The following is a 19,626-nucleotide window of genomic DNA, read 5'->3' as shown; positions in this document are numbered from 1 at the left end:
TGTTTATTCTTTATCTTCTTTATAAACGAGCAAACTAAAAACTACCCCAATAATAGTTCCAATAAAAGTACCAGTAATCGTTCCCATAGCAACATTTCCAATAACAGCGCCAATGGTAGTTCCGATACTTGTGCCAGCAGCTACGCCAACCGCAATGGCGGTAATTTGTTTGTTATTCATCTTATTGATTTAAAGTTCCAGCATTTACCACTGGAGACGCTTCTTTATCTCCACAAAGAATGACTAATAAGTTGCTTACCATTGCCGCTTTTCGTTCTTCATCTAAGATTAATATTTCTTTTTTGTTTAATTCATTAAGCGCCATTTCTACCATACTTACGGCACCTTCTACAATTTTATGTCGCGCCGCTACAATAGCAGTTGCTTGTTGTCTTTTTAACATCGCGCTTGCAATTTCTTGTGCATAGGCTAAATAACCAATTCGTGCTTCTAAGACATGAATTCCAGCAATTGTTAAACGTTCGTCCAATTCTTTCTCTAAAGCTTCACTCACTTCGTTTACACTTGAACGTAAGGTAATGTCTTCATCATGACCTTCATCTGCGAAATTGTCATACGGATACATACTTGCCAATTTACGAACTGCAGCATCCGTTTGAACTCTTACAAAATGTTCGTAATTATCAACATCAAAAGCTGCTTTATAGGTGTCTTGAACTTTCCAAACCAAAATGGTACTTATCATAATTGGGTTTCCAAGTTTGTCATTTACTTTTAAGCGTTCACTATCAAAGTTACTTGCTCTTAGAGAAATTTTCTTTTTGGTGTAAAACGGATTTACCCAATAAAAACCATTGTCTTTTACCGTACCCACATATTTACCAAATAAAAGAAGGACACGAGAATTATTAGGATTTACCATTATAAAACCAATTGCCAGCACAATTGCTATTACAATTGTGATAATTGGTAACGGATTTTCAAATATAATAATGGTAGCAATGCTTCCAAAAAACAGGATTAAAAATACAAACAGCATCAAATAACCATTCGCGGGGACAATAATTTTCTCTTCTTTCATGATATGATATTTTAGATTGATATTAAAATGATATCATAAATATATGAAATTAAATTTATATAATCCAAATATTTTCAAAATATATTTTTAGAGATACTTTTTTTGAGAACACAATGAAGTCAATGATAGAAAGGATTATAAGCTAAAAACGAGTTTGGCACGCCGTTTGTTTATATAGAAGTGTAACACTGCAATGACATTTAGTAAAGCTGGTTACTTTCTAAATAGAGCACGTTACATTTTTGGTTGGTTAGTTTTAAAAAGCATCTTTCGGGATGCTTTTTTTTATGCAATAATGCGAAATGTGATGTTGATACGGCCTTGAATTTCTTTTGCCGTTTTTGGAATTTGATGCAGCCAACGATGTTGTGTTTCGCCTTTCATCAATAACAAACTTCCATGTTGCAATAGTAGTTTGTGTTTAAGTGTTTTATCTGTGCGATGTTTTAAGTGGAAAAAACGTTCTTGCCCAAAACTAAGTGAAGCAATGATCGGATTGTTGCCTAATTCTTTTTCATTGTCCGCATGCCAGCCGTTACTATCTTTTCCATCTCGGTAATAATTTAGTAATAAGGTTGTAAAATCTGCATGACACGTTTCATCCACTAGTTGCTTTAGGTTAGCTAAAGTTGTCGTCAATGGATGCGGAATCATTTCAATGTTAGAGTATTTATATGATTTTTGATTGGTTCCATACAAAGCTGTCAATCGTGGTTGCGCATACACTTTTCCAAAAACCTTAATATCGTCTTGTTGCCAAGGAGTTTCTTCCTTTAGCGTTTCAAAAATTGCAGAAGCTTCTGTGTGTGAGATAAAATTTGGATAATACGTGATGTCAGCATCAGGTAGATGTAATGGGAAACCTTGAGGTTTCTTATTATTCCGAATCATTGAAAATGGTTTTATATGCTTTAGAACTTGTAAAATCTTCAAAATCTGCTAGATTTAATTCTAATTCTTCTTCATCCAAAAATAAATTATCATTCATCGTAGCCACTAAATTCAAAGCATCATTTGTCTTTTCTTGGAGCAATAGCGTATATAATTTATAATAATAACCATCATAAAAGCTAGGCATTGTTGTCATAACACGGTCGAAAAAAGGAATTGCTTTGTCATATTCAAGGTTATAGTAATACATAATTCCTCGATATAAGTCAAAAATTGGATCTTCGCCAACATGCTGTTGAAGTATTTTAATGGTTTTGTTAAGTTGATTTAAGTCTCCTTCAAGAATACTTTTTTGAAAGTTTAAGTACGAATGAAATTTTTCATCATTGGGGTTTAATTTTTTAGCTTCAGCAATTGTACTCTTAAATTTTTCATCATCTAAATTTAATGTAGTAATTAACAAAAACTGATGATAGATGGCATCTCTATTTTTTTCGGGAATAGTTAAAAGCAATTCATATGCTTCTTGATATTGAAATGATTGTAACTGATAATTTATATTTTCATAACTATTAAGATTAGAAATTGCTTGCTTATTTTGGTTAATGGCTTTATTGTATATATCCGATATTATTTTTGACATGATAATTCCTGAAAAGAAATTATAAGAATCTTCCAAGACAAATTTACTATTTTGAATGCCAACTTTAAAGTCCATAAAATTAACAAAATCAACACGATAAATTCTAAATATGATATGTGGAATACCATTTTCTTTATAGAAGCGCGTAAACTTAAAATCTCCATCATTATCTATTTGATCGACTAAGATACTTCCTATTTTTATATAAGAACCTATGATTTTGGTTGCTTGGCGTTTATGATAGCTTTGTGTTAATTCACGATTAGAAAAATTCAAAAATGAAGCAATATTAACGCTGTTGTCAAATAATGTTGGATTATGTGTGTTTATAGATGTTTCTAACTGCTTCGCAAAATCGATGTATTCTTCATCAGTAAATTGATTGTAAAATGCAGTAACCTTTTTTGTTTTTTGTGATACTTTATATTTTTTTCCAAAATGAATTGCTAAATAAAATACAATACCAATTCCTAAAAGTGTAATGATATATTTGAAGAAGCTTTTATTGCTCAATTGATTCGGAGAATCCATACTTGATTAATGCTTATGTTTGTAGTAAATTGTAATTTTGGTTATGTCAAAGATCATAAATATACTATTAATTCTTGTATGCTTCGTAACGATTCATTCGTCATCACAACTTCCAGAAGGTTTTGTGTATGTGAAAGATCAGATTCCAAGCATTGAACTTGAAATGCGCTATTTTGGAACGAATAATTTTGTAGGTGCAAAAGTTGATGGTTACGAAGCCGAAACCTGCATTTTATCATTATCTGCAACTTTAGCTTTACAAAAAGTGCAAGCAGATTTGAAAAAAGAAAACTTAGGAATTAAAATTTTTGATGCGTACCGACCGCAACGCGCTGTTGATCATTTTCAAAGATGGGCGCGGAATTTAAAAGACACGTTGACCAAACAACAATTCTATCCAAATGTTGCTAAAAAAGATTTATTCAAGCTAGAATATATTGCAACGAAATCACGACATAGTAGCGGAAGTACTGTTGATGTTACTATTATTGATCTCAGCACAAAAAAAGAACTCGATATGGGAAGTTCGTATGATTTCTTTGGAAAAATATCGTGGGTTTCCTATCAAGATTTGACAAAAATACAATTACAAAATCGTGCACTATTACAAAGATTGATGCTAAAACACGGTTTTAGAAACTATCCACAAGAATGGTGGCATTTCACATTACGCGGTGAACCCTATAAAAATCAATACTTTGATTTTCCTGTAAAATAATGTTAGAAACTTCTAAAACTTTGTTAAGTAAGGTATTACCGTAAACAAGCAAGTCAATTATTTAGTAGTTTACTTGATTATTAACTCAAAACTCAATTAGTATGTTACAGAAAATCTTAAAGTTTGATGGTGTAAAAGTTTTAGAAAAGTCAGAACAACACGCTTTAAAAGGAGGGAAAAAGCAATGTGGTATCAATGGATATTGTGGCCCAGGAAATTGTTGTAATACAGCAGGTTGGTGTCAACGTACTGGCTCTCATGGTTCTACAGGTTATTTGTGCGATGGAGGTTTTGTGTAAAACTTCTTAAGTAATTATTCAATTAAAACCGAAATATGATGTTAGAAAAATTTCAAGAATTTGAGATTGCAAATCCAGAAATTATAACTGGAGGCGCAGGAGCTACAGAATACATTATTCTTCTTTAATTTACATTTATTACTTGTTAGATTCTGAATTGTATTTATAAAAATTTTACGGTGTTCCCGTACTATTTTCAACTTTTGAAGTGTTAATTTAATTGCTTATTAATTAAAACTTTACACGATGAAAAAAAAGAATCTTAAAAGTCTGAAACTAGTTAAAGAAAGCATTTCAAGACTAGAAGTAAAAGAAATTGATAAGTTAAAAGGCGGCTCAGGCGGTCAAGGACAAGGTGGAACTGGTTGTAACACTTGGTTTGACTGCTGGTTAGACTAAAAAAAATAGAGCGAACTTCGGTTCGCTTTTTTTATGCTTCATGCTGAAATTTCAAGTTTTTTTATTTTTTTTGGGTAATGAATCTTCACAATAAACCCTACTAGATATAACTACAAAATATATTTAGATATGAAAAAACAAAATTTAAAAAATTTAGCATTAAACAAGAAATCTATTGCAATCATTAGTGACAATGTAAAAGGTGGAGTTGGATCATTTTCAGACTTATTACGCTGTCATTTGGATCCTATTGAAACACCATTGGAGCCAATTCCATTACCGAATTCTGATTATTCAGTGTGTCTCTGCGATTCATTTCTTTGTTAATGAATCAACATTATAATCACGATACTAAAAACGAACAGTTATATCAATTCCACAGAAAGCGTTTTTTAGGAATCTTAATTGTTGACAAAAGAGCAGACGTAAGTTTGCTCTTTTTTTTTTGTATCTTTTTGGTTATTAACTTAATAAACAAATAAAATTATGATTAATAAGTTCAAAACATTCGAAATTAAAAATGTACAACAAGTTTTAGGCGGACATTCCATTACTGCTCAAGTAACTGTCAATAAAGCTAAAATGGCTGATAAAGCTATGCAGAAAATGACACAGTATATTTCTTCGTAAAAGTTAATTATGGTATTCCCGTAAATGATTGGTGTAGCGTTTTTTTACATTAGGTTATAACCTAAAAACTATACTCATGAAAAAAAGAAATTTTCAATCGTTGACAATTAACAAAAAAGTCATTTCAAACATGACATTTAATGAAATCAAAGGCGGTACACAGCAAAAAAGAAATAGCGGAGTTTCGCGATGTAATTTTTCAAATTGTGCCTGCGATTAATCTATAAGCGAACTTCGGTTCGCTTTTTTCACTTCGACTCCGCTCAGTGTACGCAAAGCTAGAAATCTAACAGTCCAACACGTCTAAGAATCTAATCAAGTCTAATAAATCTAAGTAAGTCTATATTTCAGAAACCGTCGTTTTTCACGGGCTAAAAAGCTTTGATATTTGTTTGGTGGTTCAATGGTAAATAAATATTTTTCTTTTGTTGTTGGATGCAGAAACTGAATGGAAGTTGCACACAGAAATAATCCTTTTTTATAATTTTCAGTTACTTTTCCGTGAAGTTGATCGCCAATTATTGGATGATTAATGCTTGCCAAATGAATTCGCAATTGGTGCGTTCTTCCTGTTTTTGGGAAGAGTTTTACATGTGAAAGAAATTCGTTTTGCAACGAAGGAACTGTTTGTATTGTTTCATAGTTTGTAAACGCGTCTTTTTCGGCTACAGCCGAATGAATCTCGCCTTTCTCCGAAGTTTTACCAATGACAATAGCTTGATAAATTTTAGAAATTTCCTGTCGCTCAAATTGTTGATGTAAGTGTATTTGTGCACTTTTTGTTTTGGCAACTATTAAAATTCCCGAAGTCGGATTGTCCAAACGATGCACAGGTTTTGGAAATGCTAAAGCATCCATTACTATGGAAGGTTTCAGGTTATGTGGTAAGGCGTTTTCAATGGTTTTAAAATAGTTTCCATTTGTTGGAAATCCAGCTGGTTTGTTGATAATTGCTAGCTCATCATCTTCAAAAATGACAGGAATTGCAAGCTTGAAAATTTTCTTAGGAATGATTTCTTCGGCATAAATTTCAATCACATCATTTTCTATAATATGTGTCGCAGTAGTGGCAGTTTTTCCATTAATTAAAATGAGCTTTTTTTTAATGGCTTTTTTGAGCGAACTTTTACTTTGAATACTTTTAAGCAAAGACACATCATATTCTTGAATTCGCACAGTGGAATTGAGTTTCGGGACAATATGTGTTTCGAGTAGTTTCAAGAATGATTGTTTTGGTAAAAATATAAAAACCACCTCAAAAGAAATGGTTTTCGTGTATATATCTAAAAAGTTGAAATATAAACAGTTGTCACATTGAGCGCAGTCGAAATGCTTTGATATTCAAAACTTACTTTTTCTCGACTGCGCTCGAAATGATAACAATTAGGACTTTTTAGACATTTACTTTCGTGCATATCTAAAAATCCAAGTTGTTTAAGCGTTTACTTAATTTTTAGGGCTTTAGTTTTTTGCCCACCTTGTTCTAATGTCAAACTAGAAGGTATTTTTGTAGTTGCGTCTATTTCAAAAGTGATCGTTGCGGCAATTGCTTTTAAGAAAAAGTTATCTTCCGATTCGGCAAATAGTTCAATTTTAGATTGATTCGTAGCTTGTCCAAAAATTTGATTTCCTTCTACTGTAATTTCAATATTAAAATTAGGCGCTAACTCATAAGTTCCAATATATTTTTTTAAGACTTTTTCGGAAAGTTGAATTTCTTTTTTGGCTTCGGGCATTTTTTTGTCCGTTTCAACACCTTTTGAAACGTCAATGTTATTTTTGAAAACTACTTTTTTAGGTGTTCCATCTGTGAAAACATATTGTGCAAAACTGTCTTCAAAAAAGAAGTGATTTTCCGTAATTGGGAAAATTTTAAAAGCAGTATTTCCATCCGCACGTTGGCTAGATAATTGATTGCCTTTAAGCGTTATAAATCGGACAGCACCATCTTCAAATTCATACGCGCCAACCCATTTTTGCAATTGTTTTTTGGTCAATTTTACCGTTTTTGAAATCTCTGGATATGGTTTTCCTATGGCAATTGCTGCAATTTTAAAAGCAATTTCACTTGGTGAACTACAATTACAATTTGTCAAAATAATTATGTATGCATTTTCGCTTGGCACATAAATTCCTTGTGTAGTGTAGCCAAAAATTCCGCCACCGTGTTCAATAACAGGAACATCATTGATGATATTGTGCGACCAACCATAACCGTAGTTTATTTTTTTACCATTGTTTAATGTGTAATTGGTAAACGCTTTGGCTAAACTTTCTTTAGAAATTAATGTATTACTTCTAATTGCTTTTTGCCACGTAAATAAATCATCTACGGTTGACATAATAGAACCCGCTGCATACGGAATGGTCATACTAATGTAGTTTGCATTCAAGTATTCTTCTTGTCTTTGGTATCCAGAAGCTCTATTTTTTATGATGGTATATTTACTTCCATAAGACGAATTGTCCATTTTTAACACATCAAAAATTCGTTTCTGAATGAAATCATCATACGGCATGCCACTTATTTTTTCAATGATATAGCCTAGTAATACAAATCCAGAGTTGTTGTACAAATATTGTTCGCCAGGTTTAAAATCCATTGGCTCATCTTTGAAAGCATCAATAAGTTCTTTTGGCGAAATGTCTTTTCGGGCATAATCTCTTAATGATTCTAATGAAGTGTAACTTTTAATTCCAGAAGTATGCGTGAGTAAGTGATGAATGGTAATTGTAGTTTCTTGTGTTGGATAATCAGGAATGAATTTGGTGATTTCATCATCTAGCGAAAGCTTTCCTTCTTCTAATAACATTAAAATACCAACCGCTGTAAATTGCTTTGTGATGGATCCGATTTCAAAAACATTTTCAGGAATCATGTCTGTGTTCAATTCCAAGTTTGATTTCCCGTACGCTTTTCGATATACGACGCTTCCTTCTTTAGCAATTAAAATGGTAGCTCCAGAGTCATCTGCTTTGTATTGATCGTTCATTAATTGATCGATTTTTTCTTCCATGTTTTGCGCAAATTGCACAGACGGAATTGATACAAAAAGCAGTAAAAAGAGCAGTTTTAAATTTAATAGTTTGTTCATGGTATACTTATTTTTGATTGATTGATTGTATGTATGACGATACAACTAAGATTTGGTTACAAAAAAAGCCTCTTGATTTCAAGAGGCTTTAAGATAGTGTTTTTTTTGTATTTATTTAATCATCTCATAGCTACGTTTGATGAACTGTGTCAATTCTTCTCCCGTTAATAAGTTTTGAGATAAACGTGCTAAATCTAGTGATTGCTTGATTAAGCGTTCTTGTTTTTTCTTTGTTTTTGTGTTTAGAATTTGTCCAACCAACTCATGATTTGTATTCACGATGAGGTTGTACATTTCTGGGAAATTTCCAAACATACCGCCACCGCCAGATTGTTGCATTTCTTTCATGCGACGCATAAATTCTGGTTGCGTAATCATAAATGGTGAAGCACTAGAATCCATTGCTTCCAGCTGAACTGTATATTTTTCTGCGGGAACAACTTCCGTTAAAGTCGTTTTTAAGCTTTCTTTTTCTTCATCAGAAAGTTTAGAAATTGCTTCTTCGTCTTTCTTAATGATATTGTCAATATGATCAGTATCTACACGTGCAAACGAAATATTTTCTTTCGAACTTTCAAGTTTTTGAATCAAATGTGGAACAATTGGAGAATCTAGTAATAAAACTTCATATCCTTTTTCTTTCGCAGCTTCAATATAACTGTGTTGCTGATCTTTGTTAGAAGCATACAGAATGATTGTTTTACCATCTTTATCTGTTTGTACATCTTTGATTTTTTCGTGCAATTCAGCATACGTATAATACGTTCCATCAACAGAAGGATATAATGTGAATTTTTCCGACTTTTCAAAGAATTTATCTTCTGAAAGCATTCCGTATTCAATCACAATTTTGATATCGTTCCATTTTGCTTCAAAATCTTCTCGATTGCTTTTAAACAACGAGCTTAATTTGTCTGCTACTTTACGCGTGATGTATGAAGCAATTTTCTTCACATTTCCATCTGCTTGTAAGTACGAACGCGAAACATTCAATGGAATATCTGGAGAATCGATGACACCTTTTAACATCGTTAAAAACTCTGGTACAATTCCTTCTACATTGTCAGTTACGTATACTTGGTTTTGGTATAATTGAATTCTATCCTTCTGCATATTCATATCGTTCCCAAGTTTTGGGAAGTATAAAATACCAGTTAAGTTAAACGGATAATCTACATTTAAGTGAATGTTGAATAAAGGTTCTTCAAATTGTGCTGGATATAATTCGCGGTAGAATTTTTTATAATCTTCATCTTCTAAATCTGCTGGTTGTTTTGTCCAAGCCGGCGTAGGATTGTTGATGATATTGTCAATAGTTACCGTTTCTGGTTTTGCATCTTCCGCAGCATCTTCTGGAAGTGGTAATGTTTCTTCTTTCGTTCCAAATTTGATCGGAATCGGCATAAATTTATTATACTTTACTAACAATTCATTGATTCTTGAATCTTCTAAGAATTCAGTTGAATCTTCTGCAATGTGTAAAATAATTTCAGTTCCACGTGCTGTTTTGTCGTGTGCTTCTAGTGTAAATTGTGGCGAACCATCACATGTCCAATGTGCTGCTGGTGTATCTTCATTGTAACTTTTAGAAATAATTTCAACTTTTTCTGCAACCATGAATGCAGAATAGAAACCAAGTCCAAAATGTCCGATAATTCCTGAATCTTTGGCAGAATCTTTATATTTTTCTAAAAATTCTTCTGCTCCAGAAAAAGCAACTTCATTAATATATTTTTCAATTTCGTCTGAAGACATTCCAATTCCTTGGTCAATAATGTGCAATTTCTTTCCTTCTTTATCTACTTTAATTTCAATAACCGGATTTCCATAAGCGACACCTACTTCTCCAATACTAGTTAAATGCTTTAGCTTTAGCGTTGCGTCTGTTGCGTTAGAGATAAGTTCTCTTAAAAAGATTTCGTGATCGCTGTATAAGAATTTCTTGATTAAAGGGAAAATATTCTCGACAGATACATTGATATTTCCTGTTGCCATTTGTTATCTTTTTAGTTATATGATTAAATAATTCGTATTGTTTGATGACTTTCTTTTCAAAAAAAATACCAATTTCACACAAGTGACAAGATGACATAAATACTGTCAACAGGAATTAGTTGTCTATTTTTTTCCTTTCAGATATTTTTCCAGCCATTGATCCTGTTCCCATAACAAATGTAGAATAGATTCTCGCGATCGGTATCCGTGACTTTCTTTTGGAAGCATTACCAAGCGTACTGGCGCGCCCATTCCTTTTAACGCGTTGAAATAACGTTCACTTTGTAAAGGGTAGGTTCCAGAATTATTGTCAGCTTCACCATGAATAAGCAGTAAAGGAGTTTTCATTTTGTCCGCATGCATAAAAGGTGACATGTTGTAATAAATTTCAGGAGCTTCCCAATAATTGCGCTCTTCACTTTGAAAACCATAAGGTGTTAATGTTCTATTGTATGCGCCGCTTCTCGCAATTCCTGCCGCAAATAAATCAGAGTGTGTTAGTAAATTTGCCGTCATAAATGCGCCATACGAATGTCCGCCAACGGCAACTTTTGTTCTGTCAATATATCCTAGTTTATCAACGGCGTCAATGGCAGCTTTACCATTAGCAACTAATTGTTTTATAAACGTATCATTTGGTTCTTCATCGCCTTCGCCAACGATAGGAAAAGAAGCATCATCTAACACAACATAACCTCTGGTTACCCAATAAATTGGTGAACCATAATAGAGCGAAGTAAATTCATTAGAATCTGCGGTTGTTTGTCCAGCATTATTTTTATCCTTGTATTCCACAGGATATGCCCAAAGAATCATTGGGTATTTTTTACCTTCTTCATAATTTGTAGGTAAGTATAAAGTTCCAGAAAGATCTAAGCCATCTTCACGCTTGTATTTGATGATTTCTTTTTTGACGTTTTGAATGCTTTTATAAGGATTTTCAGCATTTGTCAATGCGATAGCAGGTGTGTTCTTCTTTAAGTTTTGAATGTAATAGTTAGGATATTCGTTTTGAGATTCTAACACTATTAAAAAAGTTCCCTTCTTTAAATCTACTGCATCATAAATATTTAATGATTTATCAGTGTAATCAGACTCATAGATGCGTTTCGTTTTGAATGTTTTTAAACTAAATTCATCTACAAATGGTTTTTTGCCATCTTTGCTATATCCATCACCAATTAGGTATACATTATTCTTTTGAATATCTAATACATATTCTCCGAACTCATTCTTAGAAGTGATATAACTTCCTGGATTGCTATAAGAATCTTGGTAACTTCGATCATTAATAAGTTTAGCAGGAATTGTATTATTTGAAGGATTAAATAAATATCTTTTCGTATTTCGAGTATTCCACCAATAATCATACGCAATGGCAGTTTTATTATTTCCCCAATTAATCCCAGAAAAACGCCCCATAGTTTTTAGTAATGAAGTAGGTGTTCCCGTAAAAGGAGCTGCTAATTGAAACACTTCATCTCTGTGAGAGACCTTTTTTGCAGGATCGCCGCCATCCAACGCTTCTGACCAATATAAAGTAGCAGGTTGATCTAAACGCCATGATAAACTTCTTTTTCCTTTTCTAACCGACATAAAACCTTTTGGTAAGTCTTCAATTAACGGAACTTTTAAAGCTTCATATACTTTATTTCCTTGCAAATCATAAAGTACAGATGTGTATGGAAATCTGAAATAGGTTACTAAGTAAGAGAATGGTTTTTCAATGGTATTTAGCATGATCAATTCTCCATTTGGCGATAATGACATGCCTTTGTACATATTTTTCGATTTCCACAACGTACTTGTTCCATCTAAGGAAACTTTATGTAATTCGGAAGTTGCTAATTGCTCAAAATTAAATTCATCATTCTTATTTTTTAATAAATCTTGATAGGTTCTATTTTGCGCTTTTTTTCCTTCTTCACTCACAGATATTGTTGGTCCAGTAGGAACTGTTGTCGCTGAATTGATAAGTGGTTTTCTGTCTTTAGAAATCTTTTTGACTAGTAATGATTTACCATCTTTTAACCACATAAATGGACTTCCAATATTCGCGTTTAAGTTTGCATCCGTTAGTTTTGTTGCAGATTTTGATTCGAAATCTAAAATCCATAATTCAACTCCATTGGCAACTGTGTTTGTGAATGCTATTTTCTTTTCATCAGGCGACCATCTAAAATTGGTAAATCGTCCAGTTGATGGCAATCCTTTTACAGATTCTTCATTGCTAGTACGTCCAACTCTGATTTTAATTTTGTTATAATAATTTTGTCTGCTCCCAATATTTGTTTTTGGATTGATCCGCAAACCCGCTAAACGAAGCTCTTTTTCAGAAAGTTCAGCAATTGTTTTATAATTGCTTCGATAGCCGAAATAAAAATTTTCTCCTTTGTTATCCATTCTGACAATAGGAGCTCTTTCAGCTTCAACAAGTTTTAAAATTTCTTGTGGAGGTTTTTGATAATTGATGTTTTCTTGTCCCTGAATTACAGAGAGTTGAAGAAAAAATAAAAATAATAGAAAAGTATATTTCATGAGAATTGCCTGTATTTATAGTTATTGAAGCATAAATTTATCTAAAAAAATAAAGTTAATCATAAAATAAGTAAAGTATATTGTAAGGAATCAAAAATCATTTCGATATATTTCATAATGATTAAGGATAGAGATTACTACAATAGAGAATAATTCCTTAATCAATTGTTTATTTATTGGTTAGGTTGTTTTTAAGGCACATTTATTTCAAAATAAATGTGCTTTTTCATTGAAATATATTTTCAACTCTCAACAAGATATTAATTATTAATGCTTAATATAGTAGTTCAATTTTTAAGAATTTGTAAATTTATACCGCGATTTCGCACTGAAAAATTAAAAATCGATAATTTATGTATACATCAAGAATTATAGGATTAGGGCATTATGTGCCAGACAATGTTGTGACAAACGACGATTTATCTAAGCTAATTGAAACAAATGATGAATGGATACAGGAACGTACTGGAATACAAGAGCGAAGATATGCTATAAAAGGAACTGAAGACACAACTTCCGGAATGGGCATAAAAGCAGCGAAAGTTGCCATTGAACGCTCAGGAATTCATAAAGATGATATTGATTTTATCATTTTTGCCACTTTGAGTCCTGATTATTATTTCCCTGGTCCAGGTGTTATTGTACAAAAAGAATTAGACATTAAAACCGTTGGTGCTTTAGATGTGCGTAATCAATGTTCAGGGTTTGTGTATGCAATTTCCGTAGCCGATCAGTTTATTAAAACAGGAATGTATAAAAACATTTTGGTTATTGGTTCAGAATTACATTCGCATGGATTAGATATGACAACGCGTGGAAGAGGTGTTTCTGTAATATTTGGTGATGGAGCAGGAGCAGCGATATTATCAAGAAGTGAAGATAATAGTCGTGGAATTTTATCAACACATTTACATTCACAAGGAGAACATGCTGAAGAATTGGTGTTGACGGCTCCAGGAATGGGAACACGTTGGGTGAATGATATTTTAGAAGATCATGAAAATGGCGTAGAGGATACTTCCTATTTTCCACACATGAACGGGCAATTTGTATTTAAAAATGCAGTCGTACGTTTTAGTGAAGTGATTATGGAAGGTTTGTCGCAAAATGGTTTGAAAAAAGAAGATATTGACATGTTAATTCCGCATCAAGCGAATTTGAGAATTTCTCAATTCATACAGCGAAAGTTTGGATTAAGTGATGATCAAGTGTACAACAACATCATGCGATATGGAAATACAACTGCGGCGTCAATTCCTATTGCATTGACAGAAGCATGGGAAGAAGGAAAAGTTAAAGAAGGAGATACCGTTGTATTGGCAGCTTTCGGAAGTGGATTTACTTGGGGAAGTGTAATTATAAAATGGTAATATCATAAACGTATAAAAAATAAAATCCCAAGTTCTAACGAGCTTGGGATTTTTTCATAGATAGATAAACAAATATCTAGTATACGTTATGCAATATTTTAGGATATTTTTTGAGTGCTAAATTCGAATAATCAACCTACTAATAATACTGAATAACTTTTCTATACTACAAGTATGTTGTTTTTTTTGATATATAATTACTGCTTAGCAGAATTTTAACAAATTTTTGGTTTAACTGTGTTAGTTTACGGATTAATAACATTTTAGAAAATGTATCGATCCGAAAAAATCCTATAAAAAACAGAAAACCCTAGTTGTGCACAACTAAGGTTTTCTTTGATTAATAACTTACAATTAACACTAACCATCAATAATAATTGAAGTTATTAAGTCCTACCAAATAAATTTTAAAATAACCGATTAAATTTGTTTCTATTTCCTTTATATGTTCAATATAAAACAGAACCGTAACTAAGGCTATGCTTATATTTTCTATTTCATCTAAAGCAACTATAATTCAAATTTTATATCAACCATTTTAAAGTTTATTTGGGATTATTGTTGAATAGTGACTTATAAGAATCCGCCACTTCCAGATTTTTCATCGTTATCTCTATTTTTACGAGATTTTGCTCTGTATTTTCCACCACCAAAACGATAAGAAATACTAACATTTACTGTATTGCTTTCCCATCTAAAAGCACCTTCTTGTCGGAATGGTCTAGTACCATTAAAACCAAACTGCATGGTGTTGAAAATATCATTATAATTTACACTTAGTGTTCCGTTTCCTTCTGCAAATGAATACCGTGCACCAACATTTACAAAGTACATTGGTTCCATCTCAAACTGTAATCCTTGAACACTACCTCTATAAAATCCAAAAGCAGATAAATTTATTTTTTTAGATACTTTAAAGTTATTAAACATTCTAAAGTTCCAAGCTGCATTGTCAACTTCTACAGTTTCACGAATAATATTATCAACAGTTGCAACATCAGTTGGCGCATTTAATGATTCTGTGATCCCTTTTTGCGTTTGTGAAAAGAAGTCAAAACTTGCATTAAAACTCCACCAGCTTGTTGGTCTGAAATTACTTGAAACTTCAACTCCATAAGCAGTTGTATTGTCAAAATTATCGTTTGTTAAAATTAATCTGTTGATATCAGTACGATCTACAAAAACGGCTCTGTTGATTTCATCTTCAATAAGTCTATAAAAAACACCACCAGTAATTGTTCCTTTGTTTCCTAACTTTCGTGTGTAATTTGCTTCCATAGAGTTTGTAAACTGTGGCTCTAAGTTGATATTTCCAAAAGAAGAAATTAAAGGTGTACTCCATTCTCTAATTGGATTTACTTGCCCAATTCCTGGACGGTCTACACGTCTACTATAACTAACTTGGTATGAATTTTTTTCTGAAGGTGAATACGTAAAAAATGCAGATGGATATACTTGTATATAATCATTATCAAAAGCAATATTAGAAACATCTGTAGTCTCAATTTCTCTTGACAATGCATTGGCATCTACTTGAACACTTTCAGCTCTTACACCAACTTGATACGACCATTTTTCGAATTGTTTTCCATAGGTTGCATACGCAGAATAAATATCTCTAGTATAATCAAAATCAGTATTTGGTGTTCTACGTAAGGTACCCATTTCGTTAAGCGTAAATCCAGAAGATAGATAATCAATATTAGAATTGAATAAACGCGCTTCCATACCAAGCTCTAACTTCGCTTTATTTTTCATTGGACGTACATAATCTAAGTTAATAGTAGTACGCTCTCTATCAGTTTCAGTTTCATCTATATAATTAGGGAATGTATTTGCTCCTGAAAATTGAAAATCGATATTATCCTCAGCGTCAAAAACATTATAATCTACTTCCAATTCAATGTTGTGACCTTCGTCATCAATATTATACTTATAGTTAAAGTTATACTGAGAAGAAAGGTTGTCATTTTTCGCTAAGAAATCTTGAAAATTATTGAATTGAGGACTGTCATTGAAAAAAACATCTGTAATTCCATCCGTTCTACTATCACTAATATTTTGATTTGTAAAGAAGGAAACTGTGTTTTTCTCGTTCAAATAAACATCTACTCCAACTTTAAATAAATGTGTTTTTCTGTTGTCTAAAAAGCTAAATATTTGCTGAGAGTTTTCATCTACCCTAAAGATATTTCCTTCGTTGGCATTTTTAGAAATATTGTTTCCGTAGTTTCCAAAGATGTTGAATTTTCCATTACGATAATTCATATCAATAGAACTATTGAACTTCGCTTCACGTTCACGTGTCAAGCCAACATTTACGTTACCATTAAAACCAATATTTACATTTTTATGTAAAACAATATTGATAATTCCACTCATTCCTTCTGGATTGTACTTTGCGGAAGGATTTGTGATCAATTCAATTTTTTTGATAGAGTTTGAAGGCAATTGCTTCAATAACTGCGCAGTTGGAATGTTTGATAATTTTCCATCAACCATTACACGCACATTTTGATTTCCACGTAAACTAATAGCTCCTGTTTGTTGATCAACATTTACAGACGGTAAATTGTTCATAATATCAGCAGCAGTTGGTCCGCTAGTAACTAAGTCTTTTCCAACGGTAATTACTTTTCGATCTACTTTCTGTTCAATAGTGGTTCGTTCGGCAACAATTTCAACTTCATTTAAAGTAGTAGCACTTTCTGCTAAAGAAATAGTTCCAAGAGAAACAGTCTTAGTATCATTTGAAATGGTTACTTCTTTCGTGATAGTTTCATATCCGATAAATTGGACATCTACAATAAGAGCTCCTGCTGGAATTTTTTCAATTTTAAAATTCCCTCGATCATCTGAAATTGCTCCAGTTAAAACTTTATTGTCAGTTTTCGATTTAATTACAATTGTAGCATAAGGAATAGTTTCTTGTGTTCTTGCGTCGATAACTTTTCCTTTAATTGTTCCAATTTTGGGGACTGGGTTTTGAGCATGTAATGCAAAGCATAGCATCACCATGCAAAGTGTGATTAGTTTTTTCATTTAATAAGTTCGTTTTTTGTTTTTGATGAAACTTCAGTGTTACCCGAAGCATGTATACTTGACGATGTAAAGAATATTGTGTTACGTTATTTAACAACTTTTAACATAATTTAACAAATAATGCCGTTACGATTTTAAAAGCATTAAATTTGCAACCTCATTACCAATGAGTATACCCAAATCGTAACCTAAATACTAAACCTATTGAAAACATTAGTACTCGGCGCTTCTATGAAAGTGCATCGTTTTTCCTATAAAGCTGTACAAAAACTAGCAGCAAACAATCATGAAGTGGTTGCTTACGGATTAAAAGAAGGAGAAATTAGTGGTATTACCATTGATACAGAATTACTGCCTTACGAAGATATTCATACAATTACTTTATATCTAAACTCTTCAATACAAGTTGATTTTTATGACTACATCATTTCGTTACAACCGAAACGTGTCATATTTAATCCAGGAACCGAAAATCCTAAATTTTACAAGCTATTAGAAGAAAAAAATATTGCGCATGAAGTTGCGTGTACGTTGGTTTTATTGGCGTCTAATCAATACTAAACCGATAAAAGTTAGCAATCCGTTAATTGGTAACAATTCATATCCAAACTGATAAAAACTTTCTTTGGCTAGTTTTGCGGCTTCCGCCAGATTGGAAACGTCTTCAGTAAAATAGGTGTAATACGAACCAAAATTCGCTAAGAAATACGTTAAACAAATAGAAACAAGCGTAACAATCCATACGCGTTTGTCAATCACTTTGTACTTGGTGAAAATCCCGAATGCGAACAATCCTAACAAAGGTCCGTAGGTATAACCTGCAATCGTTAAAATACTATCGATTACGCTTTTATTGCTCAAACTATTAAAGATAATCACGACAATGATTAGCACGATCGACATCAAAATGTGTACAACTTGACGTATAAGTTTCTGTTCATTTATAGGTTTTTCTTCTAACTCTTCGTCTTTATCTCTCTTTTTAGAATTCAAAAAACCAGAAGCAGAAACTACAATCGGTTTTGCAAATTGAACGATTTTACGAGCGAATTTATTTTCTTTTCCAGACTCTTTTTCAATCCCTAAAAAATCTACAGAAAAAGAAGTTGTCAAAGAAGTCAATGCAGAATCGGCACTAGAATATGCTGCGGCAATTAATCCTAATAAGAAAACAACAGCTAGTGAAATTCCTAAACCACCTTTCAGTGCGATTTCTGGGAATAACAAATCGGTTTTTGGTTTTCCATCCATCAATGGTATTTCAATAGCATTCGCGTTAGCATACATAAATAACAATGCTCCTAACAATAGAAAGATTAAATTCACAACCACCAACACAATACTAAACGAAATCATATTCTTTTGTGCGTCGCCCAATGATTTACAAGTTAAATTCTTCTGCATCATATCTTGGTCAAGCCCTGTCATACAAACCGCAATAAACAATCCGCCAAGGAACGATTTCACAAAATAATTCTTCGCCATAAAACTATCTGTAAACCAAATTTGATTGTACTTTTTCAAATCTTCCGAGTTCCAAAATTCGCTGAAACTCATATCAAGATTCGTTAAAATCAAATATATCGCTACGCCAACGGCGATTAACATAAACAAAGTTTGTAAAGTATCTGTCCAAACAATCGTTTTAATTCCACCTCTAAACGTATACAACCAAATCAGTAAAATTGATAAACTTACCGTAACTGCAAAATGAATTCCGTAAGCATCAAACACATAGCGTTGCAATACAATGGCAACCAAGTACAATCGGAAAGAAGCACCGAGAATTCTAGAAAGTAAAAAGAAAAAAGCACCAGTTTTATAACTTACCACGCCAAATCTGTCTTCCAAATACTGATAAATCGACGTTACATTCAAGCGATAATAAATGGGCATCAATACATACGCAATGATAAAATAACCAACCAAATAGCCAAAAACGACTTGCATATAGCTAAACTGAGAAGCTTCAACCCAACCTGGAACAGAAATAAACGTAACGCCCGAAAGCGAAGCGCCAATCATTCCAAAAGCGACAATATACCAAGGCGATTTTCGCGAAGCTTTAAAAAATGTTTCATTGCTATCATCTTTCCCAGTGAAATACGAGATCAAAATCAAAACGCCAAAATAGCTGGCAATCAGAAGTAAAATATGAATCGGTTGCATAAATATAATTTGTGGATTGCAAAATACAAACTTCAATGCTTTGCGCTATTCAAAAATTCAAAAATTTAATAATTCAAGGATTTAGAGATGGAAAGATTTAAAAAATAAGCACATTGCATCAAGCGCAGTTGAGATGTTTTCAACATCAAATTACTTCAATGTTTTGTTTATACTAGTGTCAAATCGAGCGCAGTCGAGATTCAATAAGAAAATTAGCATTTTTTAGCTTCTCGACTGCGCTCGAAGTGACAAAGTGTTGATTTT

At 32.5% G+C, this 19,626-nt stretch carries 18 protein-coding genes; 8 read left to right on the top strand and 10 right to left on the bottom strand.

Features of this window, described 5'->3' with window-relative positions; genetic code table 11:
* Nucleotides 1–3 precede the first annotated feature (3 nt).
* The 4 genes from H2O64_RS22825 to H2O64_RS22810 form a co-directional block, all read right to left on the bottom strand.
* Complete coding sequence (locus H2O64_RS22825; RefSeq protein WP_187564564.1) at nt 4–180, bottom strand: hypothetical protein; 177 nt, start codon at nt 178–180, stop codon at nt 4–6.
* Between the two features lies 1 nt (nt 181).
* Entirely contained in the window at nt 182–1,042 is an 861-nt protein-coding gene (locus H2O64_RS22820) for an SPFH domain-containing protein (protein WP_187564563.1), read from the bottom strand.
* Nucleotides 1,043–1,327: 285 nt separating this feature from the next.
* Nucleotides 1,328–1,933 carry an alpha-ketoglutarate-dependent dioxygenase AlkB family protein gene (locus tag H2O64_RS22815; RefSeq protein WP_187564562.1) on the bottom strand — a complete coding sequence of 202 codons (606 nt, stop codon included), beginning with the start codon at nt 1,931–1,933 and terminating at the stop codon, nt 1,328–1,330.
* Complete coding sequence (locus H2O64_RS22810; protein ID WP_187564561.1) at nt 1,920–3,107, bottom strand: tetratricopeptide repeat protein; 1,188 nt, start codon at nt 3,105–3,107, stop codon at nt 1,920–1,922. Before H2O64_RS22810 ends, H2O64_RS22815 begins: the two co-directional genes overlap by 14 nt.
* Before the next feature lie 43 nt (nt 3,108–3,150).
* Between H2O64_RS22810 and H2O64_RS22805 the strand changes: the two genes are divergently transcribed.
* The 6 genes from H2O64_RS22805 to H2O64_RS22780 all read left to right on the top strand — a co-directional run bounded on the left by H2O64_RS22805 (nt 3,151) and on the right by H2O64_RS22780 (nt 5,373).
* Nucleotides 3,151–3,825: a M15 family metallopeptidase gene (locus tag H2O64_RS22805; RefSeq protein WP_187564560.1), complete on the top strand. Its 675-nt coding sequence runs from the start codon at nt 3,151–3,153 to the stop codon at nt 3,823–3,825.
* Nucleotides 3,826–3,926: 101 nt separating this feature from the next.
* Nucleotides 3,927–4,124 carry a hypothetical protein gene (locus tag H2O64_RS22800; protein WP_187564559.1) on the top strand — a complete coding sequence of 66 codons (198 nt, stop codon included), beginning with the start codon at nt 3,927–3,929 and terminating at the stop codon, nt 4,122–4,124.
* Between the two features lie 246 nt (nt 4,125–4,370).
* Nucleotides 4,371–4,523 carry a hypothetical protein gene (locus tag H2O64_RS22795; RefSeq protein WP_187564558.1) on the top strand — a complete coding sequence of 51 codons (153 nt, stop codon included), beginning with the start codon at nt 4,371–4,373 and terminating at the stop codon, nt 4,521–4,523.
* Between the two features lie 129 nt (nt 4,524–4,652).
* Nucleotides 4,653–4,850: a hypothetical protein gene (locus tag H2O64_RS22790; protein WP_187564557.1), complete on the top strand. Its 198-nt coding sequence runs from the start codon at nt 4,653–4,655 to the stop codon at nt 4,848–4,850.
* 159 nt (nt 4,851–5,009) lie between these two features.
* Nucleotides 5,010–5,153 carry a hypothetical protein gene (locus H2O64_RS22785; protein WP_187564556.1) on the top strand — a complete coding sequence of 48 codons (144 nt, stop codon included), beginning with the start codon at nt 5,010–5,012 and terminating at the stop codon, nt 5,151–5,153.
* 76 nt (nt 5,154–5,229) lie between these two features.
* Complete coding sequence (locus tag H2O64_RS22780) at nt 5,230–5,373, top strand: hypothetical protein (RefSeq protein WP_187564555.1); 144 nt, start codon at nt 5,230–5,232, stop codon at nt 5,371–5,373.
* A gap of 110 nt (nt 5,374–5,483) precedes the next feature.
* Here H2O64_RS22780 and H2O64_RS22775 read toward each other — a convergent pair whose 3' ends face one another.
* From H2O64_RS22775 to H2O64_RS22760, 4 genes are all read right to left on the bottom strand, one after another.
* The gene (locus tag H2O64_RS22775) at nt 5,484–6,374 is read right to left on the bottom strand and encodes an RluA family pseudouridine synthase (protein WP_187564554.1); all 891 of its coding nucleotides are present in this window, start codon (nt 6,372–6,374) and stop codon (nt 5,484–5,486) included.
* Nucleotides 6,375–6,595: 221 nt separating this feature from the next.
* Nucleotides 6,596–8,248 carry a serine hydrolase gene (locus H2O64_RS22770; RefSeq protein ID WP_187564553.1) on the bottom strand — a complete coding sequence of 551 codons (1,653 nt, stop codon included), beginning with the start codon at nt 8,246–8,248 and terminating at the stop codon, nt 6,596–6,598.
* 111 nt (nt 8,249–8,359) lie between these two features.
* Nucleotides 8,360–10,243, bottom strand: coding sequence for a molecular chaperone HtpG (gene htpG / locus H2O64_RS22765; protein ID WP_187564552.1), 1,884 nt, complete (start codon nt 10,241–10,243; stop codon nt 8,360–8,362).
* 123 nt (nt 10,244–10,366) lie between these two features.
* Nucleotides 10,367–12,781: an alpha/beta hydrolase family protein gene (locus H2O64_RS22760; RefSeq protein WP_187564551.1), complete on the bottom strand. Its 2,415-nt coding sequence runs from the start codon at nt 12,779–12,781 to the stop codon at nt 10,367–10,369.
* 353 nt (nt 12,782–13,134) lie between these two features.
* Between H2O64_RS22760 and H2O64_RS22755 the strand changes: the two genes are divergently transcribed.
* Nucleotides 13,135–14,151 carry a 3-oxoacyl-ACP synthase III family protein gene (locus H2O64_RS22755; RefSeq protein ID WP_187564550.1) on the top strand — a complete coding sequence of 339 codons (1,017 nt, stop codon included), beginning with the start codon at nt 13,135–13,137 and terminating at the stop codon, nt 14,149–14,151.
* Nucleotides 14,152–14,724: 573 nt separating this feature from the next.
* Here H2O64_RS22755 and H2O64_RS22750 read toward each other — a convergent pair.
* Complete coding sequence (locus H2O64_RS22750) at nt 14,725–17,193, bottom strand: outer membrane beta-barrel protein (RefSeq protein ID WP_187564549.1); 2,469 nt, start codon at nt 17,191–17,193, stop codon at nt 14,725–14,727.
* Nucleotides 17,194–17,397: 204 nt separating this feature from the next.
* On the opposite strand from H2O64_RS22750, the gene H2O64_RS22745 reads away from it, so the two are divergent.
* Entirely contained in the window at nt 17,398–17,754 is a 357-nt protein-coding gene (locus tag H2O64_RS22745) for a CoA-binding protein (protein ID WP_187564548.1), read from the top strand.
* Here the strand turns inward: H2O64_RS22745 and H2O64_RS22740 are convergent.
* The gene (locus tag H2O64_RS22740; RefSeq protein ID WP_235983009.1) at nt 17,731–19,362 is read right to left on the bottom strand and encodes a sodium:solute symporter; all 1,632 of its coding nucleotides are present in this window, start codon (nt 19,360–19,362) and stop codon (nt 17,731–17,733) included. The genes H2O64_RS22745 and H2O64_RS22740 overlap by 24 nt on opposite strands.
* Nucleotides 19,363–19,626: the final 264 nt, after the last annotated feature.

Source organism: Kordia aestuariivivens (genome assembly GCF_014397005.1).
GTDB classification, from domain to species: Bacteria; Bacteroidota; Bacteroidia; order Flavobacteriales; family Flavobacteriaceae; genus Kordia; species Kordia aestuariivivens.
Note: the sequence above shows the minus strand (reverse complement) of the source record. Positions and strands in the feature narration are given on the sequence as shown.